General features: G+C 37.1%; 13 protein-coding genes and 1 other RNA gene. 6 read left to right on the plus strand and 8 right to left on the minus strand.

The window, feature by feature from the left end; translation table 11 throughout:
- Window positions 1–103: 103 nt before the first annotated feature.
- Both ACFOW1_RS02010 and priA read right to left on the minus strand, forming a co-directional pair.
- Window positions 104–1,384 (minus strand): amidohydrolase, encoded by a 1,281-nt coding sequence (locus ACFOW1_RS02010; RefSeq protein ID WP_379011952.1) that lies wholly within the window; start codon window positions 1,382–1,384, stop codon window positions 104–106.
- 795 nt (window positions 1,385–2,179) lie between these two features.
- Entirely contained in the window at window positions 2,180–4,690 is a 2,511-nt protein-coding gene (priA, locus tag ACFOW1_RS02015; RefSeq protein ID WP_379011954.1) for a replication restart helicase PriA, read from the minus strand.
- Between the two features lie 119 nt (window positions 4,691–4,809).
- On the opposite strand from priA, the gene ACFOW1_RS02020 reads away from it, so the two are divergent.
- Complete coding sequence (locus ACFOW1_RS02020; protein WP_379011955.1) at window positions 4,810–5,169, plus strand: hypothetical protein; 360 nt, start codon at window positions 4,810–4,812, stop codon at window positions 5,167–5,169.
- 64 nt (window positions 5,170–5,233) lie between these two features.
- Window positions 5,234–5,653 carry an aspartyl protease family protein gene (locus tag ACFOW1_RS02025; RefSeq protein ID WP_379011956.1) on the plus strand — a complete coding sequence of 140 codons (420 nt, stop codon included), beginning with the start codon at window positions 5,234–5,236 and terminating at the stop codon, window positions 5,651–5,653.
- Window positions 5,654–5,655: 2 nt separating this feature from the next.
- On the opposite strand, the gene ACFOW1_RS02030 is transcribed toward ACFOW1_RS02025, so the two are convergent.
- From ACFOW1_RS02030 to ACFOW1_RS02040, 3 genes are all read right to left on the minus strand, one after another.
- Complete coding sequence (locus tag ACFOW1_RS02030) at window positions 5,656–6,405, minus strand: lysophospholipid acyltransferase family protein (RefSeq protein ID WP_379011958.1); 750 nt, start codon at window positions 6,403–6,405, stop codon at window positions 5,656–5,658.
- A 40-nt stretch (window positions 6,406–6,445) separates the two neighbouring features.
- The gene (locus tag ACFOW1_RS02035; protein ID WP_379011960.1) at window positions 6,446–7,324 is read right to left on the minus strand and encodes a 4-(cytidine 5'-diphospho)-2-C-methyl-D-erythritol kinase; all 879 of its coding nucleotides are present in this window, start codon (window positions 7,322–7,324) and stop codon (window positions 6,446–6,448) included.
- A 102-nt stretch (window positions 7,325–7,426) separates the two neighbouring features.
- The gene (locus ACFOW1_RS02040; RefSeq protein ID WP_379011962.1) at window positions 7,427–8,014 is read right to left on the minus strand and encodes a bifunctional nuclease family protein; all 588 of its coding nucleotides are present in this window, start codon (window positions 8,012–8,014) and stop codon (window positions 7,427–7,429) included.
- Between the two features lie 208 nt (window positions 8,015–8,222).
- On the opposite strand from ACFOW1_RS02040, the gene ACFOW1_RS02045 reads away from it, so the two are divergent.
- Window positions 8,223–9,251, plus strand: a complete 1,029-nt coding sequence (locus ACFOW1_RS02045; RefSeq protein WP_379011963.1) for a Smr/MutS family protein — start codon at window positions 8,223–8,225, stop codon at window positions 9,249–9,251.
- Here ACFOW1_RS02045 and ACFOW1_RS02050 read toward each other — a convergent pair.
- Window positions 9,248–11,881: a sensor histidine kinase gene (locus ACFOW1_RS02050; RefSeq protein ID WP_379011965.1), complete on the minus strand. Its 2,634-nt coding sequence runs from the start codon at window positions 11,879–11,881 to the stop codon at window positions 9,248–9,250. The two genes, ACFOW1_RS02045 and ACFOW1_RS02050, sit on opposite strands and share 4 nt — an antisense overlap.
- 231 nt (window positions 11,882–12,112) lie before the next feature.
- On the opposite strand from ACFOW1_RS02050, the gene rnpB reads away from it, so the two are divergent.
- Window positions 12,113–12,468: RNase P RNA component class A (gene rnpB / locus ACFOW1_RS02055), an RNA gene on the plus strand.
- A 261-nt stretch (window positions 12,469–12,729) separates the two neighbouring features.
- Here rnpB and ACFOW1_RS02060 read toward each other — a convergent pair.
- Entirely contained in the window at window positions 12,730–13,656 is a 927-nt protein-coding gene (locus tag ACFOW1_RS02060; protein ID WP_379011966.1) for a phosphoribosylaminoimidazolesuccinocarboxamide synthase, read from the minus strand.
- 159 nt (window positions 13,657–13,815) lie between these two features.
- Here ACFOW1_RS02060 and ACFOW1_RS02065 point away from each other — a divergent pair, with 159 nt between their 5' ends.
- The gene (locus ACFOW1_RS02065; RefSeq protein ID WP_379011969.1) at window positions 13,816–16,545 is read left to right on the plus strand and encodes a TonB-dependent receptor; all 2,730 of its coding nucleotides are present in this window, start codon (window positions 13,816–13,818) and stop codon (window positions 16,543–16,545) included.
- 154 nt (window positions 16,546–16,699) lie between these two features.
- Window positions 16,700–17,680, plus strand: coding sequence for a pyruvate dehydrogenase complex E1 component subunit beta (locus ACFOW1_RS02070; protein ID WP_379011971.1), 981 nt, complete (start codon window positions 16,700–16,702; stop codon window positions 17,678–17,680).
- Window positions 17,681–17,758: 78 nt separating this feature from the next.
- Here ACFOW1_RS02070 and ACFOW1_RS02075 read toward each other — a convergent pair whose 3' ends face one another.
- Window positions 17,759–18,049 carry a hypothetical protein gene (locus tag ACFOW1_RS02075; RefSeq protein WP_379011973.1) on the minus strand — a complete coding sequence of 97 codons (291 nt, stop codon included), beginning with the start codon at window positions 18,047–18,049 and terminating at the stop codon, window positions 17,759–17,761.
- Between the last annotated feature and the right edge of the window lie 31 nt (window positions 18,050–18,080).

The raw sequence follows: 18,080 nt of genomic DNA on the forward strand, positions 1-18,080 counted from the left end.
ATGACTATAATAAAATAGCCGCTTCAAAAATTAAAGCGGCTATATATATTTAAAATACAATCAAAATCATTTAATTCATTCAAATCATTTCAATCACAAATCCCTACTTCTTCAGCTTTGCATAATCAAACACTAATTGGCAAAAAGCTTTTACGCCTACACCAAGCATACTATCGTCTATGTAAAAATCGGGTGTGTGGTGTGGGGCGGCTTTCAAAGGATCACCACCTTTAGGCATACCACCTAAAAAGAAGAAAAATGCTGGGGCTTTTTCGCCATAAAAACTAAAGTCTTCAGCACCAGTTGTCCAATCACTTTCAACTACTTTATCCTTACCAGCAACTGCTTCTAAGCTAGGCAACATCATTTTTACCAATGCTGGATTATTATAGGTAACCAATGTTTTGGTATCAATACTTACTTCAGCCGTTGCCCCACTCGCTTCGGCTATTTTGGTAGCTGTTAGTGTCATGCGCTCGTGTACGTCTTTTTGCATTTTACTATCAAGCGTTCTGATAGTTCCTTCCATGAGTAATTCTTCTGGGATAATATTGCTTCTTACGCCACTTTTTATGATACCAACAGTAATCACTACTGGGGCTTTTGTTAGCTCTTCTTGTCGGCTAACGATGGTTTGAAAGCCAGTTATTATTTGTGATGCCACTACAATAGGATCAATACCGCTCCAAGGTTGAGAACCATGGCTCTGCTTGCCTTTTACTTTTACGGTAAACCAATCGCTTGAAGCCATAGTAGCACCAGATTTATATTTGATGGTGCCGATTTCTGTTTGCGAATTGATGTGCAAACCAAACACTGCTTCTACTTTTGGGTTATCCATTGCGCCTTCTTTGATCATCAATGGTGCGCCACCTTCTTCAGTGCCCGGTGCGCCTTCTTCAGCTGGCTGAAACATAAATACTACCGTACCCGCTACATCTTTCTGCATTTGTTTCAAAACCGTTGCTGTACCCATCAAGATAGATGTGTGCGAATCATGACCACAAGCATGCATCACGCCCACTTTCTGTCCAGCATACTCGCTAGTTACTTTAGACGCAAATGGTATATTTACACGCTCTACTACTGGCAAAGCGTCAATATCTGCGCGCAGTGCAACGACAGGCCCGGGCTTTCCGCCTTTTAAAATGGCCACTACACCTGTTTTGGCAAAAGGATATTTAACTTCTAAACCAAGCTTAGTAAGGTAAGCAGCGATATATGCCCCTGTATTGTACTCTCTGTTGGATAGTTCAGGAAATTGGTGAAAATGCCTGCGCCAAGCAATGACCGAATCGTTAATTGCCGCTACTGGCTTATCAAATTGTTGCGCTTGTGCAAGTGCAGGAACTAGAGCCACAAGGGCTATCCATAATTTTCTCATGCTGTTAAGTTTTGTATTGAGGGTCAATATACAAAGGTTTTTTGGGCGAGCCAATTTTACCACCCAGTGTTTTAGTAAAAAGCAGAGAGATGGGAGTTTATGTTAATAGACTATTGCGTTACATTCTTTAGCGGGTCGGGCTATTCACAGTAAGCTTTTTGCACCTGCGGCGCAAAAAGTATTTCCGTTGCTATCCCTGATGCAAGAGAGTATAATGTATGAATGAGAATGTACAGAAATAACATTCAAATGCAACTCTTATTAACACGCATTTCGCCGCTGTTGGTGTTGCTTTCACCAACAGCATTATTTGTTGTTGGCAAGGATACAACAACGGCAGGAAAACAAGCAAAGCAGTAGTTGGGATATATAAATGGGAAGTCTGTTGCAGTTCAGTTGCAATCAATTTTATCAAAGTTGCATTTGGGCGGAGCAGAGTTGTAATTAGGCGGCTTAAAGTTGCCATTAAACCTAGTAAATTGGTAGTTGGTTACACCAAAGTTGAAGCTTAGCGGTACAAAGTGGCAGTTGCGCGTACTAAAGTTGAAGCTTAGCGGCACAAAGTGGCAGTTGGGCGCCATAAAGTTACAGTCAGTCGGCAGTGCTACAGTGGTACTATAGTTGTTAAGATGATTACTTGGGAGTATCCAATTAAGTGTGTAAGTGGTTAAAAACATTATCCTGCTCTACGAAGTCTCTGACTTCGTAGTTACTATGTTCTTTTGAGCCTGAGGCTCACTGCATAAAGCTTACGAAGTCAGTGACCCGATAGCTATCGGGTTCGCATGGCATTCTTTACACCGGATCCACATCTATCACCACAGCTACACTCGCATATTTGCGCTCACTTTTTATAATGGCTATTTGCTGTTGTATTTCACGTTTGCATTGGTTAATCAGTTGGGCACTTTTGGGTAGTTTAATCAGTATTTCCCACAAGTATTGGTTGCGTATTCTATCTACAGGTGGCTGTGCCGGGCCGTTGAGGTAGGGTTTAAAGTTTACCTCTAATCCTTTCAGTAAAATATTGGCGGCTTCTTCGGCTACATAGCTATCTCTATGCTTTAACGTCAACTGTATCATTCTGTAAAAAGGTGGGTACTGATAGTTGTGCCTACCCTCAATTTCAAACTGATACAAGGCTTGGTAATTGTGCGCTTGCACATAACCTAGCACAGGGTGCTGCACATTACTCACCTGAATTAACACATTGCCTTTGCCATCTTTTCTGCCAGCCCTGCCACTCACTTGTTCCATCAACTGAAAAGCACGTTCATTTACCCTAAAATCGGTAAAGTTTAAAATGCCATCACCATCTATAATGCCTACTAGGTTGACGTGTTCAAAGTCTAAACCCTTTACCACCATTTGTGTGCCCACCAATATATCTATGCGTTGCTGTTCAAATAGTTTGATCATGGTGTCATGGTCGTTTTTACCTTTTACGGTATCTAAATCCATCCGGGCTACTTTGGCATTCGGAAAAGCTTCTGCCACTAGTTCTTCAAGCTTTTCTGTACCAAAATTCTTTTGTATAAAATTATGACTACCACAGGCGGCACAAGTATGCAATACTGGGTAAGTTGTGCCGCAGTAATGGCAGCTTAATTTGTTCTTGGCTTTATGGTAAGTGAGTGTAACATCACAATGCTGGCACTGCGGTATCCAACCACAATTATTGCATATCATGTAAGGGCTGTAACCACGCCTGTTTTGAAACAATATTACTTGCTTCTGCTGGCTTAAAGACAACTCAACAGCACTTAGCATTTGTGGTGAAAGGGCTATTTTATTTTTATCTTTTGTAGCTAGCTTTTTTAAATCCACCAAGTTGATGGTGGGTAAATCTACATTGCCAAAACGCTCTGTCAAGGTTACCAAACTATACTTGTTTTGCATACAATTGTAATAGCTTTCAATAGAAGGTGTAGCGCTGCCGAGCAACACTTTGGCATTAAACAAACTAGCGTAGTAAACCGCCGCATCACGTGCATGATAGCGTGGTGCAGGGTCTTGTTGTTTAAAGCTAGCATCGTGTTCTTCATCTACTACTATCAAGCCCAAATTTGAGAATGGCAGAAACAAACTGCTTCTTGCACCAAGCACCACTTTTATTTGCCCCTTTTTTACTTTATTCCATATTTCTACCCGCTCGTTGGGGTTAAATTTGGAGTGGTAAATAGCAATATTGCCACCAAAATGCACCTGCAATCTGCGGATGATTTGTGAGGTTAACGCTATCTCTGGCAGCATGTATAAAACTTGCTTGCCTTGTTGCATGTATTGCTCTATTAGCTTTACATAAATCTGTGTTTTACCACTAGCAGTTACACCATGTAATAGACATACGTTTTTCTCTGCAAGTGCTGTAAGTACTTCATTGTAAGCCGTTTGTTGCGCAGCAGATAAGTCAAAATTTACGGTGATGTCTTTGGGTAAAGCTTTAATGCGATCCGTGGCTTTTTTCTCTGCTATTAATATGCCTTTTTCTAGCAAACTTTTCAGTTGTGCAGCAGAGGCATTACTTTTTTTTAGTAATACTGGTTGGGTTACTTCCCCTTCTGTTTTTATTAAGTGTAAATAAGCAAGCAATAGTTCCATTTGCTTGGGTGCTTTGCCAAAATTATTTAGCAATTCACTAAGCGCTTCATCGTTATTGTAGGTAGGGTGTAGGTAAATGTAAGTCTCGGTCTTCGTCTTGTATTTATCCCTCAATTCTTCCCATACATAGCAAATTTGTTTGTCTATTAATTTCTTAATAATGGGGTAAACATGCGATGAATCGAGTAGTTGTTGCACCTCACTTAGGCGCAATTCTTTTTTTACTTCAAGGGCTTGTGCTACGATAAATTCTTCGTCGGTAAATGGTGTGCCATCGTTTAAATCGTAGCCACATTCTTCGTTCCAAATTAAAATGCTTTCACTAGATAATTTCAAGTTACTAGGTATTGCAGCCTGCATCACTTCACCTTCGCTGCACATATAATATTGGCTTATCCATTGCCACAGTTTCAACTGATTATCGTATACTAAAGGTTCATCATCTAAAACATTCAATAGCTCTTTGGGCTCAAAGGCAGCAGGCTTTTGTAGCGAGATGGATTTTAGAATACCTGCATATTTTTTATTCCGCAAATCAACTTCTACACGTACACCTATTGCGATGGCTTTTACCAAATGTTCTGGCACGGCCCATGTATAAGTGATGGGTAATGCGAGTGGAATAATGACTTCGCAATACAAATTTCCCCCAACGCTTGTAGATGCGCCAAAAAGATTGCTCGTATTGTTGTTAGGTGTTGCCATTTAATTAGGTGCTAAGATAGATTGAAACCTTATTGTCTTCGCAATTAATCATGTGTATCATGCCGATCATTTTAATGATGATTAGCAATTAACTTCGCAGCTATTTATAAGCAGTAATTATGACATTTGAAGCATTAGTACAAAATCATTCAGCAGATTTAATAGAACGTTTATTAACAGAAATACTTGGGGAAAGTCACGTAGAAATTCGCTTTGATTACCAAGACCAAGACCAATGGGCTGCTATTTCTATGCACCAATACGAAGAAGATAAGGAAATCTCTATTCGTTTACATCCCAATAATCAGTACCATTTGGTGTTTGGCTATTACGACGATGAGGATGAATTTTTTGAAATTATTAAGCCATTATCTGCCGAGGAAGTTGAGAGTATACCAGAAAAACTAAGAATATTAATGCAGAAAGTAGTTACAGATGAAAAAGGTATTCGCTTTGCTGCTAGTTTGATAAGTAAATAGTAACGTTATTCAAGTTATTGCAAAGTAGATTTAAAGTATATTTGGCTACAAAAAGTTTTTGGTTATGGGTGTTATTTATGCAGAAATAACCTTAATAAATGCAGGTGACTTAGAAATGGCAAGACGTCAAATTATTGGTGAAGAAGAAGTAAAGCGCATTACCGTAAACATGCTAGTTAATACTGGCAGTGTATATATGTGTATTAATGAGAATGTGCAGGCGCAGTTGCAATTATCGGTAGTTGAAAAGCGTAAAGGGCAATTAGCTGATGGTAGAATAGTAGAGTACGATGTGGTTGGGCCTATTGAGGTACGTTTTAAAAATAGACGTTGTGTGGTAGATGCAATGGTGTTACCAGGCGATAATGAGTTACTACTTGGTGCGATACCTTTAGAAGATATGGATGTATTAATTCACCCTTACAGACAAGAACTGATTGTAAATCCAGCGCATCCATATTTTGCACAAATGAAGTTGAAATAATATTAGCCGTTTCTATACTTTAGTAAGCCCGCTTCCATGGCATTGTAGGTAATTTGCTTTAGCTTTTGTACATCAGCTTTGGTAAAGCTATTTACTGGTATTTCTTGAAGGTACACCACTCTATTCATGCCTGGTGTTAGACCAAACATATCATATTGATTAAATCTTTCGTTTGTATCTACAAATAATAAGGGTTTTATGGGGGTTTTTGTTTCTATGGCTAAACGAAAAGCACCATCAAAAAATGTTTTTAAAGGCTTTCCCGTTTCGTTAAATGTACCTTCTGGGAAAATAAAAATAGAAATGCCACGTGACAAGGCCGCTTTTAAAGCTCTAAAGCTCTTGGCACGCATTTCTGGACTACGTCTATCTACTAAAATAACCGCGGCTCTGTATATCCAACCAAAGATTGGATATTTTACCATTTCATATTTGCCCAAAACCCTGTAAGCCTGTTTTAAGGTAATGACTACAGGTGGTATATCCATATAAGAAATATGATTAGCTACAAATATGTATTGACGAGATCTGTCATGAGGGGCTTCAAAAATATCTTGGTGTGTCATGCCAATTAAAAAGTACCAAATCTTAGCCCATAGTTTGCAAATACGATAGATGAGATTGCCACCTGCTATTTTACCGCCTAATAAACTAAGCAACACCAACGGTAATGCCACCAACATGATGCAGATGAATATCAGAAAGGCATAAATTGAGTAGGTTACCTGTATTATTCTTTTCAAAGATTTCATTCTTTTTGGCGATTCGTATTATACGAATATAAAGTTCAATTTACAGTAAAGTACTGTGTATAAAATAATTTTTAGGAAATGAGAGTTGTGGCTTTGTATCTTTTGTGAACAAACCAAATACAGTACTACCACTACCTGTCATGGCGCTATACACAGCGCCTTGTTGGTATAGTTCCGCAATCGCTTCCCCAATAGCAGGATATTGTTGTATAGCAGGTTTTTGAAAGTCGTTTATCAAGGTATCTTTCCAGGTTGCAACAGGCTGCTGAATTACTGTTTGAATAGATATTGCAGGTATTTGCGGTGTGATATTGCTAAAAGCCCAACCAGTACCGATATGGATTTGCGGATTGACAAGCACCAACTGGTAAGTAGATAAATCTAAATGGATTGGCTGCATGTTTTCGCCTCTGTTTGTGGCAAAACAAGGTTGATTAATGATGAAAAAAGGGCAATCACTGCCTAGTTCTAAGGCATAAATAATTAATTGCTCGGGTGTTAGTTGTAACTGAAATTTATTATTTAATAATTGCAGAGCAAAAGCGCCATCAGCGCTACCTCCACCCAAACCTGCACCCATTGGTATCACTTTATGTAAGTGCATTTTTATGGCGGGCAAGTCGGGAAAATCTCGCAGAAGCAGTTGATAAGCTTTTACACACAAATTATCACTTTCTGCGCCGTTAATTGGTAGGCCTGTAGAGGTGAAGTCAACGGTCAATGGTCTACGGTCGACCGTTGAGGGCTTTGTGGTACTTTTATCTTGAAGCTTGAAACTAGAGACATCGTCTCTTACTATTTCTAACGCATCTGTTAACGGTACGGGATAAAAGACGGCTTCCAAATCGTGGTAGCCATCGCTACGCTTACGAATAATATTGAGGCCAAGATTTATTTTACAATTTGGAAAAGCAACCATAATGTCTGAAATGGAATTTTGTATGATTTTAAGGATTATTAGAAACCTCAGAATTAGTTACTAAATCATAAAAATCATCGAATCATAGAAAATCAGCGGTTACTATTTCCTTTTATTAATCTCGTCTCTAATAGCAATGGCTTTGATATAATCTTCGTTTTCTAAAACTTCATTTAATAAGTTTTGTAAATCATCAATACTCATCGTACTTAAATCTTCTCTGCCAGCGCCACTTTCTTCTACACCAACTGCTTCCCCTTTTTTCTTTTTACCGCTACTATCTTCCATCAAAATACCAGCACTTTCTAAAATATGTTCATATGTATATACTGGGCAGGCAAAACGCACAGCAAGTGCTAAAGCATCACTCGTACGGCTATCAATTTCTACAGTATCGTTTTCGGTATAGCATACCAATTTTGAGTAAAAAATTCCTTCTTGTAAATCGCTTATCACTATTTCTTGCAACTCTACATTAAATGCATTCATGAAGTTTTTCATTAAATCATGCGTTAATGGACGGCTTGGTTGCATGTGTTCTAAAGCCACAGCAATAGCTTGTGCTTCAAAACCGCCTATTACTATTGGTAAGCGACGTAACCCATTTACCTCACCAAGCACTACAGCGTAGGAGTGTGTTTGGGTAATGCTGTGTGATAGTGCTACAATTTCCAATTCAATCTTCTTCATAATCTGTAACCAGTAATTTGTAAGAAAAACATCAATGCGCAACAAAAATAAGGTCTATTTGCATTGGTATCGCACTAAGTAACATTGCTGTGAACATTCTGTTTAATACTATTTTTTACAAACTGATAAATGAAATATGTGATTCAATACAATCACGCCTATCATCAATTACCTTTGCCGCTTAGTAAAGCAAAAAGTAGCAAAGATTATGAAGTACCAAATAGGAGATGAAATTATCGTATTACATAGTAATGAAGAGGGTAGGGTAGTAGACATCATGAACGATAAAATGGTAATGATTGAAGTGCGTGGGGTGAAATTTCCTGCTTATATGGATCAAATTGATTTTCCCTATTTCTATCGTTTTAGCAAAAAAAAGGTGGTGGAGGTGCCCAAAAAAGCCAAAGTATTTGTGGATAGTATTCCTGCCGAAAAGCCCCTGCCAAACGCTATTAAAGTATCAGAAGGTGTGTGGCTAGCGTTGATACCAAAGTTTTCGCTAGATGATTTTAATGATGAAGTGGTAGAATCGCTAAAAGTATATTTGGTAAATAAAACCGACAAGGGTTATCAGTTTACATACGACCAACAGTTTTTGGGGCAAAGTAATTTTGCCTTGCAAAATCAGGTAATGCCTTTTCACGATTTTTACCTGCATGATATACAATTTGAAGATGTTAATGATAGCCCGAGTTTTCATATCGACTTTTCATTACTTGTGCCTGAAAAAAAGAAAGCCGAACACTTTGAAACAGCCGTAAAAATTAAACCAAAACAACTGTTTCAGCGAATAGAACAAATGAAGGACAATAACGAACCAACCGTTTCGTACAAGCTATTTGACGACTATCCAGAAAAGGCTTTTGAAGAAGATAAATTTGAAATGAGTAGTCTTGTAGCCAAAGGTTACAAAGTCTATCAGGCCAGCCAAATTCGCCAAAACCTTGAACCAGCAAGGAGTGTAATAGATTTACATATAGAAAAATTAAACAATAATTGGGAGCAACTGAGTAATTTTGAGATTATTACCATTCAGTTAAAAGAATTTGAAAAATGGTACGACCTTGCTGTGGCGCATCGACAAGCAAGTTTAATTGTGATTCACGGTGTAGGGAAAGGTAAATTAAAAGATGAAATCCATGATATTTTAAAAACCAAACGTGAGGTAAAAAGCTTTGTAAACCAATATGACGGCCGCTTTGGCTATGGGGCTACCGAGATATTTTTTAATTATTAAATAATTTCTTTGATTGGTATTTCAACGGTAAGTATACAGCCCAAGCCAGTGGCAGTTTGTATGTTAAATTTTCCTGAAAACAATTCTACTCTGCGTTTCATATTGGCTAAGCCAATACCATTTTTTACTTGATTGATATTAAAGCCCACGCCATTATCTGTAACGGTTAATGTTAATACATTATTTTCAACCTTGCCTTTTACTTTAATAATTGTTGCATGTGCATGTTTTAAAATATTCTTAAGTTGTTCTTGCAAAATTCTGTAGATATTTAATTGAAAATCTCGTCTGGCTGGTTGTTGTTTAAAAGCTTCATCAAAATCTATCAATACATAGTATTTTTGTTCTATATTAAACGAGCGTATCAAATTGGTAAATGCTTCTTCTATGGTGGTATCAATAAAAAATGCTGGGGCAAGTCGGTGAGATAAATTTCTAATTTCATGTGTGGCTAGTGCAATATATTCTAGCCCTTCGTTTAAGCGATATTGGTCATTAACTGGCAAATATTTTTTCAGCATTTTTAAACTTATTTGACTGCTGGTGAGTATTTGACAAACATTGTCGTGCAACTCGCCACCAATTTCATAACGCTCATCTTCTTGCGTTTTAATGATTGCTTTCATCATATTTATTTCTTGCTGTTTTTTATCTGTTACATCGTGCTGAAGCGATACCCAATGCGTTACTTTACCATGTTTGTTTGTGACAGGATTGATGGTAAAGTTTACCCAATATTCTTCTCCTGTTTTTTTATAGTTAACCAAAGTGACTTCGCAGGGCTCTGCTCTTTCGATATGACGTTTTAAGCGTGCAAGTTCTTTTACATCTGTTTTTGGGCCTTGTAAAATTCGAGGTGTTTTCCCAATGATTTCATTTTGAGAATAGCCTGTAAGTTTTGTGTAAGCTTCGTTTACATAAATAATCCGAGGTCCTGTTTCATCAAATGATTTCGCTTCGCTAATAACCACCGCATCGTTGGTATTGGTAATAACAGATTCTAATAGCTTTAATCGTAATAGCTCTTCTACACGTTTTGTAACATCTCTTTTAGCGCCTACAATTCTCACAACTTTTCCATTAGCATTTCTAATAATAAAAGCTTTGTCTACAACATGTACAAATTGTCCATTGGTTTTTAAAAAGCGGTATTCGTAACGCCATTTTGTGGCATTGCCAGCAATATCTGCTCGGATGCCTGTTACAATTTTATCACGGTCGTCTGGATGAATGAAATTGGGCCAATCGCTGATTTGTGTTTTACATTGTTCGATACTCCAACCAAAAACTTCCGTAAAAATATCGCTAACAAAAACGGCGTTTTCTTCTAGATTCCAATCGTATATCGCATCTGAAGTGGCTTTTGTAACATAATGATATCGCAAATTACTTTCTAATAATGCCAGTTCTATTTTCTTTTTTTCTGTAATATCTCTTGCCACACCGTAGCGTATTTGCTCTTTTGCATCCCAACTACTATTCCACTCTATGGTGCCAATACTTCCGTCTTTTCGGATATATTGATTTTCGAAATTGATAGTGCTATTGCTTTCTTTTATTTTTTTGACAGCTATTTGCGTGGTTTCAAAATAATCGGGGTGAATGAATTCAAATATGGAGTGGCCTATCATTTCTTCTGGTTCATAACCCCAAACAATTTTTGAGGCAGGGCTCACTTTTATAAAGATATTATTTTCATCTACCGCACAAATTACATCTAAGCTTGCGGTGAAAATTTTTTCTAATTCAATTTTAGATTTCTCTAGTTCTAGATAACTAACCGTAGCAGCTGTAATATCTTTTGCAAAACAAGCTACCGCTTCTACTTCACCCTTTGTATTATAAACAGGATTGAAGTTGATAAGACCATATTGTTTAATGCACTTGAAAGGATTAAATATTTCTTCTTGGATACTATATTTTTCACCATTAAAAGCCCTTTCAAAATATTTTTTCCATTTATCTGTTAGTTCTTTACCTAATCTGCCCGTAAGTACTTGATCACCTTCCTTTTCTAGACGACCTGTCATAGCTAATAATAATTGCTGATAGGACGTATTAATAGCTACCAACTTAAAGTCTTTATCTACAGAAAAAATAATATCATCAGTGCTATTAATAATAGCTGCTTGGTTATTTTTTATGCGATTAATTATTTCTGTTTGTGATGCCAGATCTTCGTTTTGTAAGTTGGATTTGGATTGTTGAAGCGTTTGTTGTTCAACCAAATCTGTATTTGAGATATGCGTAAATGATAATAATATGCCAGCAACTTGCTCTTTTTCGTCCAGCATTGGTGTATGCTCTACCGACCAAGTGGTTATTGCGTTTGTTTGATGATTGATATTTAGCTGTAAATGAGCAATTTTTTGACTTTGTTTTGTAGTTATGGTAGCATTTATGGCGTTATTGATGTCAACAATTGCACTGTTTTGTTCATGATCGGTATTAACGAAAATCGCGTCTAAATTTTTGCCAGAAAATTCTTCTACATTAAAAGTATTGGTAATTGATATAAAAGCTTTGTTGACATGTTTAATCGTGTAGTTTAAGGTATTTACCTCTATAATGATGCAAGGCAAAGGTATTATGTCAAAAGCTTGAATGAGATAATTGGATGCGTTAGTCATTAATTGGATTGGGTTTATTTCGAGTAGCACTAAGGCGTACACGAATGGTCTTTAAGGCGTAATAAATTTACAAGAATTATTTAATTTGAACCTTTTTTTCTCTGAATGACTTGTTTTTTTTCGTGAAACGGCAATAGTGCATTCATATTTAATTTTTATTAATTAGTATAAAATTCATTACTATAGTTTAACGGTACTTCTAATATGGTTTTACTGGTTACCTTTGCCACGCTACAAACCCGAACTATCGTTCCAATTCATTTTGGAAAGGAAAGTCTGGACAGTATAGGGCAACCTACCGGTGAAGAGCCGGCTTTTGCGCAAGCAAAAAGAGAAAGTGCCACAGAAAATAACTGTCTTAATGAGCAATTATTAAGATGAGGGTGAAAATGTAGGGTAAGAGCCTACAACGCTTAGTAGTAATACTAGGCGTGGGTAAACCTTGGGTACTGTAATGCCACGTATAGATGCGCTTGAGAGCGGCTCGTTCGATGCATCAGGGTAGGCAGCAACAGGTGAACAGTAATGTTTATCGTAGATAAATGATAGTGTTAAAACAGAATCCGGCTTATGAGGTTTGTAGCTTTTTATAAAAATAATTACTTATTATGATAAGATTTGATTCTTCATATTCTTTTTTTAGATGTTTGTATATGTTTATTCAGTAAAATATTAGGCCTTGTATGAAATAATGAAACCAACAATAGGACACCAGGGCATCTTCTTTATTAAGCTTTTTATTTAAAACTTTTAGCTAAGTAGTGGGTATGGTTAATTAACTCAATAAAAAATCCAAGGTTGCAATACCTTGGATTTCTATGAAAATATGTTTTAAAATACTATTTAACTTATTCTACTTCAGTTAAAGCTGCAACAATTGCTTCATAGGTTGCTTCATCACTTAAAGCTTGCGGTTCAAAAGTTTTACCGATAATGGTTTCGTACAACTCGATATACCGTTTGCTAATGGTGTCAATCCATTCTTCACTCATAGGCGGCACGGTTTGCCCCTCTTTGCCCATAAAATTATTGGCAATCAGCCACTCACGCACAAATTCTTTGCTTAATTGCTTTTGTCTTTCGCCTGCTATTTGTCTTTCCTCAAAACCTTCTGCATAAAAATAACGGCTACTATCTGGTGTATGAATTTCATCCATCAAATAAATAGTATCGCCTATTTTACCAAACTCATATTTGGTATCTACCAATATTAAGCCTTGTTTAGCCGCTAATTCTTTGCCAAAGGCAAATAATGCCAACGCATATTTTTCCAAAATAGCCCAATCAGCTTCGCTTGCCAAGCCTTGTGCAATAATATCTTCTTTGCTAATATCCTCGTCATGACCCTCACTAGCTTTGGTACTAGGCGTAATGATAGGCATAGAAAAAAAATCATTTTCTTTCATGCCATCTGGCATGGTAACACCGCAAAGTGTTCTGTTGCCTGAATTGTAAGTGCGCCAAGCATGGCCAGTCAGATTACCACGAACCACCATTTCTATTTTAAAAGGTTCGCAACGCTTACCAATGCTTACGTTTGGTGCAGGCGTAGCTTGTAACCAATTGGGGCAAATATGCCTTGTAGCTTCAAGCATATAAGCCGCTATTTGGTTAAGTACTTGTCCTTTATAAGGTATTGGACTTGGTAATATAACATCAAAAGCAGAGATGCGATTGCTGGCAATCATTACTAATGTATCGTTACCAATACTATATACATCGCGTACTTTACCCTTGTAATAGTTGGTTTGCTGCGGAAATTGAAATACTGACATGCGTCAAAAGTAATGCCTCAAAAAATGCCTTTTACGAATGCGCTTTTTTTTTTCTTAACAAGCTGTTATTTTTGTGTACAAATATTTTTTTTATGGTTAGCTAAACAACTATTACTTTGCTAATCAATTAGTTTTCTTTTTCTTAACAAAATTGCCATTATGAAACAGCTACATTGCTTATGTGTTGCACTTGTATTGTTTACCCTAACCTCTACAGTTGCATTTGCACAATCTTCAACTACCGTGTCTGGTAGTGTCACAAATAATAAAACAAAGGAGGCATTATCAGCCGTATCTGTAACTATTAAAGGTGGCACAGCAGGTACTTTTACCGATGATAAGGGTAATTTTAAATTTACTACCACGCAAAAACCACCTTTTACACTAATTATTAGTTCGGTAGGTTATGCCCCAAAAGAAGTTGCTTTTGATGGTTCTACGGTATCTGTTGGTTTAGAAACAAATTTTGTACTTGGTGAGGAAGTTGTAGTAGCTGCTTCCAGAGTGCCTGAGCGTATTTTAGAATCACCAGTTTCTATCGAAAGAATTAGTAGTGCCAATATTCGTCAGTCACCTGCCACTAATTATTACGATATTGTTGGAAATTTGAAAGGTGTGGATGTAACTACTTCTAGTTTAACCTTTAAAACAATAAGTACACGTGGTTTTAACAGTAGTGGTAATTTACGTTTAAACCAAATTATGGATGGTATGGATAACCAAGCCCCAGGTTTAAATTTTGCCGTTGGTAGCATTATTGGTTTAACTGAATTGGATGTAGACAATGTAGAGTTATTAGCGGGCGCTAGTTCTGCGTTATATGGCCCTGGCGGTATGAATGGTACATTGCTAATTAACAGTAAAAACCCTTTCAAATATCAAGGTCTAAGTTTTCAAATAAAAACTGGTGTGAACCATATTGATGGCAAACAGAGAGATCCAGCAGCTTTCAATGATTGGAACGTGCGTTGGGCGCAAAAAATATCTGAAAAATGGGCATTTAAAATTGGTGCATCTTTTACACAAGCAACAGATTGGGTAGGTAATGATAAAAGAAATTTCCAAACTGCAGCTGGTGGTGATAGAACGACTGGTCAAGTAATTGCAGGCGATAGAAGCGATCCCGCTTATGATGGAGTGAACGTGTATGGTGATGAAACTAATTTCTCTGCATTTCCAGCTGGTTTAAATACATTCAAAACTTTTGCACAAAACGCTGTAGCCCCTTTATTCCCAGGTCCTTATCAGCCTGCGTTAGCAAATATTATTGCATCTATTCCTGCTACGCAAAATGTTTCAAGAACAGGTTATGATGAAAAAGATGTGATAAGTCCTTTAACTGTAAATGTAAAATTAACAGGTGCGTTACATTACAAAATAACTGATAATCTAGAAGCTTCTATTGCTGCAAACTATGGTATTGGTAATACGGTATACACAGGTTTGGGTAGATATTCATTAAAAAACTTTAGAATTGGTCAATACAAATTTGAGCTAAAATCTAAAAACTGGTATGTACGTGCCTACACTACACAAGAAGATGCAGGTGATAGTTATAATGCATCAGCGGCAACACAATATTTTAATGAGAAGGTAAAGCCTAGTAGCGTTTGGTTTGGTCAATACACACAAGCTTATTTAACAAATAGACTTGGTGGTGCGTCTGATGCAATGGCACACGCAGCTGCAAGAGCTGTTGCAGATGCTGGTAGACCAACAGGTAATTTGCTAGATAACCCTATTTTCAACCAAGTTATTAGCACACCAATTTCTAAGGGCGGTGGTTTGTTTGTAGATAAAACTTCATTATATATGTATGAAGGTCAATACAATTTAACCGATGCTTTAGGCCTAGCAAAAAGCGGTACAGAATTTTTAGTAGGTGGTAATTACAAAGAATACCGCTTGAATTCAGAGGGTACCTTATTTGCTGATACTGCTGGTAAAATTAAAATTGCTGAAACTGGTGTGTATGGTCAGTTGTCTCAAAAAGTGTTCAATGATGTATTGAAATTAACAGTGTCTGGTCGTTACGATAAAAACGAAAATTTTGCTGGTCGCTTTACACCACGTGCTTCGGCTGTGATTAAGGTAGCCGAAAACCAAAATATTCGTGTATCTTACCAACAAGCGTATCGTTTCCCATCTACACAAAACCAATGGATTAAGTTGAATGTTGGTGCCGCAACCTTGTTAGGAGGTCTACCACAATTAAGGAATTATGTATTCGGCAGTGCGCCTGTGTATGATGTAAGAACCAATGCGCCAGCAACTTTTGGGGAGTTTAAACCAGAAACGGCTACCTCATATGAAATTGGTTATAAAGGCTTAATAGGTAAAAAATTACTATTAGATGTATATGGTTATACAGCTTCCTACGATAACTTTATTGGTGGTACAAACGTATATCAAATAGTTGGCGGCGCTGCAAAAGTATACCAAGTGTCTACTAACAGTACTGGTAAAGTAACAACGCGTGGTTATGGGGTGTCTTTAGATTATTTATTGCCACAAAACTTCACCATTGGCGCCAATTTCTACTCCGATGAAATATCTGATATTCCAACTGGTTTTGTTACTTTCTTCAACACGCCAAAATACCGTACTAATATTACTTTTGGCAATACTGGTTTTGGCCCTGACAAACGTTTAGGTTTCAGCCTAGTGTACAGATGGCAAGATAGCTTCTATTATGAAGGTACATTTGGTGCAGGTGATTTGCCATCAGTTATTACTTTCGATGGTCAAATTAGCTATAAATTCCCTGCTACAAAATCCATTTTAAAGATTGGTGCAACAAATATGTTTAACAGATATTACACCAACGGTTTTGGTAATGCACAAATAGGTGGTTTATATTATGCAAGTTTCGCTTTCAATGTGTTTTAACTGATTATAAACACGTTATATTAAAATCCCTCGGAGAAATCTGGGGGATTTTGTTATAACCCAATGTAGAAAATACAGTAATAAATAAAATTTTGGTTGATTTTTTTACTACACAAACCTATATTTTTGCAACTCAATTTTAAAAAGACTATACATGCGTTCAATAGCTTTTAGAGAGGCTCTACGAGAAGCCATGAGTGAGGAGATGAGAAGAGATGACAGAGTGTTTTTAATGGGTGAAGAAGTTGCTGAGTACAATGGCGCCTATAAGGTAAGTCAAGGTATGCTAGCTGAATTTGGTCCAAAACGTGTGATAGATACACCAATTGCTGAACTTGGTTTTGCAGCTATTGCTGTTGGTGCTGCGCAAAATGGCTTACTGCCAATTGTTGAATTTATGACATGGAATTTTGCCGTGTTGCCATTGGATCAAATCTTAAATACAGCTTCTAAAATGCTTGCTATGAGCGGCGGACAAATTGGTTGCCCAATTGTATTTCGAGGACCTAATGGTAGTGCTGGTCAACTAGGTGCACAACACTCGACTGCTTTTGAAGCATTATATGCAAATATTCCTGGTCTTAAAGTGGTATCACCATCAAATGGTTACGACGCAAAAGGTTTATTGAAGCAAGCTATTCGCTACGAAAAAGATCCAGTGATATTTATGGAAAGTGAGGTGATGTATGGCGATAAAAGCGAAGTACCTGAAGAAGAATACTACATACCAATTGGTAAAGCTGATATCAAAAAATATGGTACAGACGTAACTATCGTATCGTATAATAAAATGATGAAAGTAGCACTTGGAGCTGCTGCTGAATTAGAGAAAGAGGGTATTAATGCTGAAGTTATTGATCTACGTTCAATACGTCCTCTAGATTGGAAATGTATTTTAGAAAGCGTTAAGAAAACCAATCGTTTGGTAATTGTAGAAGAGCAATGGCCTTTCGCTTCTGTAAGTTCTGAAATTACTTACCGTATTCAAAAAGAAGGGTTTGATTATTTAGATGCACCAATTCGTAGAATTACGAGTGCAGATGCACCAATGCACTATGCACCAAATCTAGCTGCATTAGCTATACCAGATGTTGCAAGAACCGTAAAATTAGTAAAAGAGGTGGTTGGTAAATAATCATCCATATAATAATGTCTTAAAGCCCGAAACGTGTATTACATTTCGGGCTTTTTATTGGACTAGCTGAGTAGAAATTTAGTTGAATAGTAACTGACCTTTGTCTAGTGTTCTTTTTTCAAAAGGTATGTTCAAGTAAAGTTTGTCTTCAATAAACATGTCAAACTCATACTTGCCATCTTCAAGATGCGTCATACGCAATTGCACGTGGTATCCCGAAAAGTTACCTTTTCTAATTAATTTGTTCGCTTGATTTCTAATAACATAAGTGATGCAGTTCTTTAAAAGCGATGCTCTGTTTACATTTACCATCATCAAATCGTACACAACTTCTGTGATAGAAATGTCAGTTTTGTTTAGGGTTGTCATGATGAATTTGGGGTATTTAGACTTGGTGTTG

Origin of the sequence: Parasediminibacterium paludis (assembly GCF_042651445.1) — a bacterium.
Taxonomy (GTDB): Bacteria; Bacteroidota; Bacteroidia; order Chitinophagales; family Chitinophagaceae; genus Parasediminibacterium; species Parasediminibacterium paludis.

Bases quoted from the DNA above. Each gene is read 5' to 3' on its own strand.
- ACFOW1_RS02010 (WP_379011952.1), bottom strand. From the start codon at position 1,384: ATGAGAAAATTATGGATAGCCCTTGTGGCTCTAGTTCCTGCACTTGCA.
- priA (WP_379011954.1), bottom strand. From the start codon at position 4,690: ATGGCAACACCTAACAACAATACGAGCAATCTTTTTGGCGCATCTACA.
- ACFOW1_RS02020 (WP_379011955.1), top strand. From the start codon at position 4,810: ATGACATTTGAAGCATTAGTACAAAATCATTCAGCAGATTTAATAGAA.
- ACFOW1_RS02025 (WP_379011956.1), top strand. From the start codon at position 5,234: ATGGGTGTTATTTATGCAGAAATAACCTTAATAAATGCAGGTGACTTA.
- ACFOW1_RS02030 (WP_379011958.1), bottom strand. From the start codon at position 6,405: ATGAAATCTTTGAAAAGAATAATACAGGTAACCTACTCAATTTATGCC.
- ACFOW1_RS02035 (WP_379011960.1), bottom strand. From the start codon at position 7,324: ATGGTTGCTTTTCCAAATTGTAAAATAAATCTTGGCCTCAATATTATT.
- ACFOW1_RS02040 (WP_379011962.1), bottom strand. From the start codon at position 8,014: ATGAAGAAGATTGAATTGGAAATTGTAGCACTATCACACAGCATTACC.
- ACFOW1_RS02045 (WP_379011963.1), top strand. From the start codon at position 8,223: ATGAAGTACCAAATAGGAGATGAAATTATCGTATTACATAGTAATGAA.
- ACFOW1_RS02050 (WP_379011965.1), bottom strand. From the start codon at position 11,881: ATGACTAACGCATCCAATTATCTCATTCAAGCTTTTGACATAATACCT.
- ACFOW1_RS02060 (WP_379011966.1), bottom strand. From the start codon at position 13,656: ATGTCAGTATTTCAATTTCCGCAGCAAACCAACTATTACAAGGGTAAA.
- ACFOW1_RS02065 (WP_379011969.1), top strand. From the start codon at position 13,816: ATGAAACAGCTACATTGCTTATGTGTTGCACTTGTATTGTTTACCCTA.
- ACFOW1_RS02070 (WP_379011971.1), top strand. From the start codon at position 16,700: ATGCGTTCAATAGCTTTTAGAGAGGCTCTACGAGAAGCCATGAGTGAG.
- ACFOW1_RS02075 (WP_379011973.1), bottom strand. From the start codon at position 18,049: ATGACAACCCTAAACAAAACTGACATTTCTATCACAGAAGTTGTGTAC.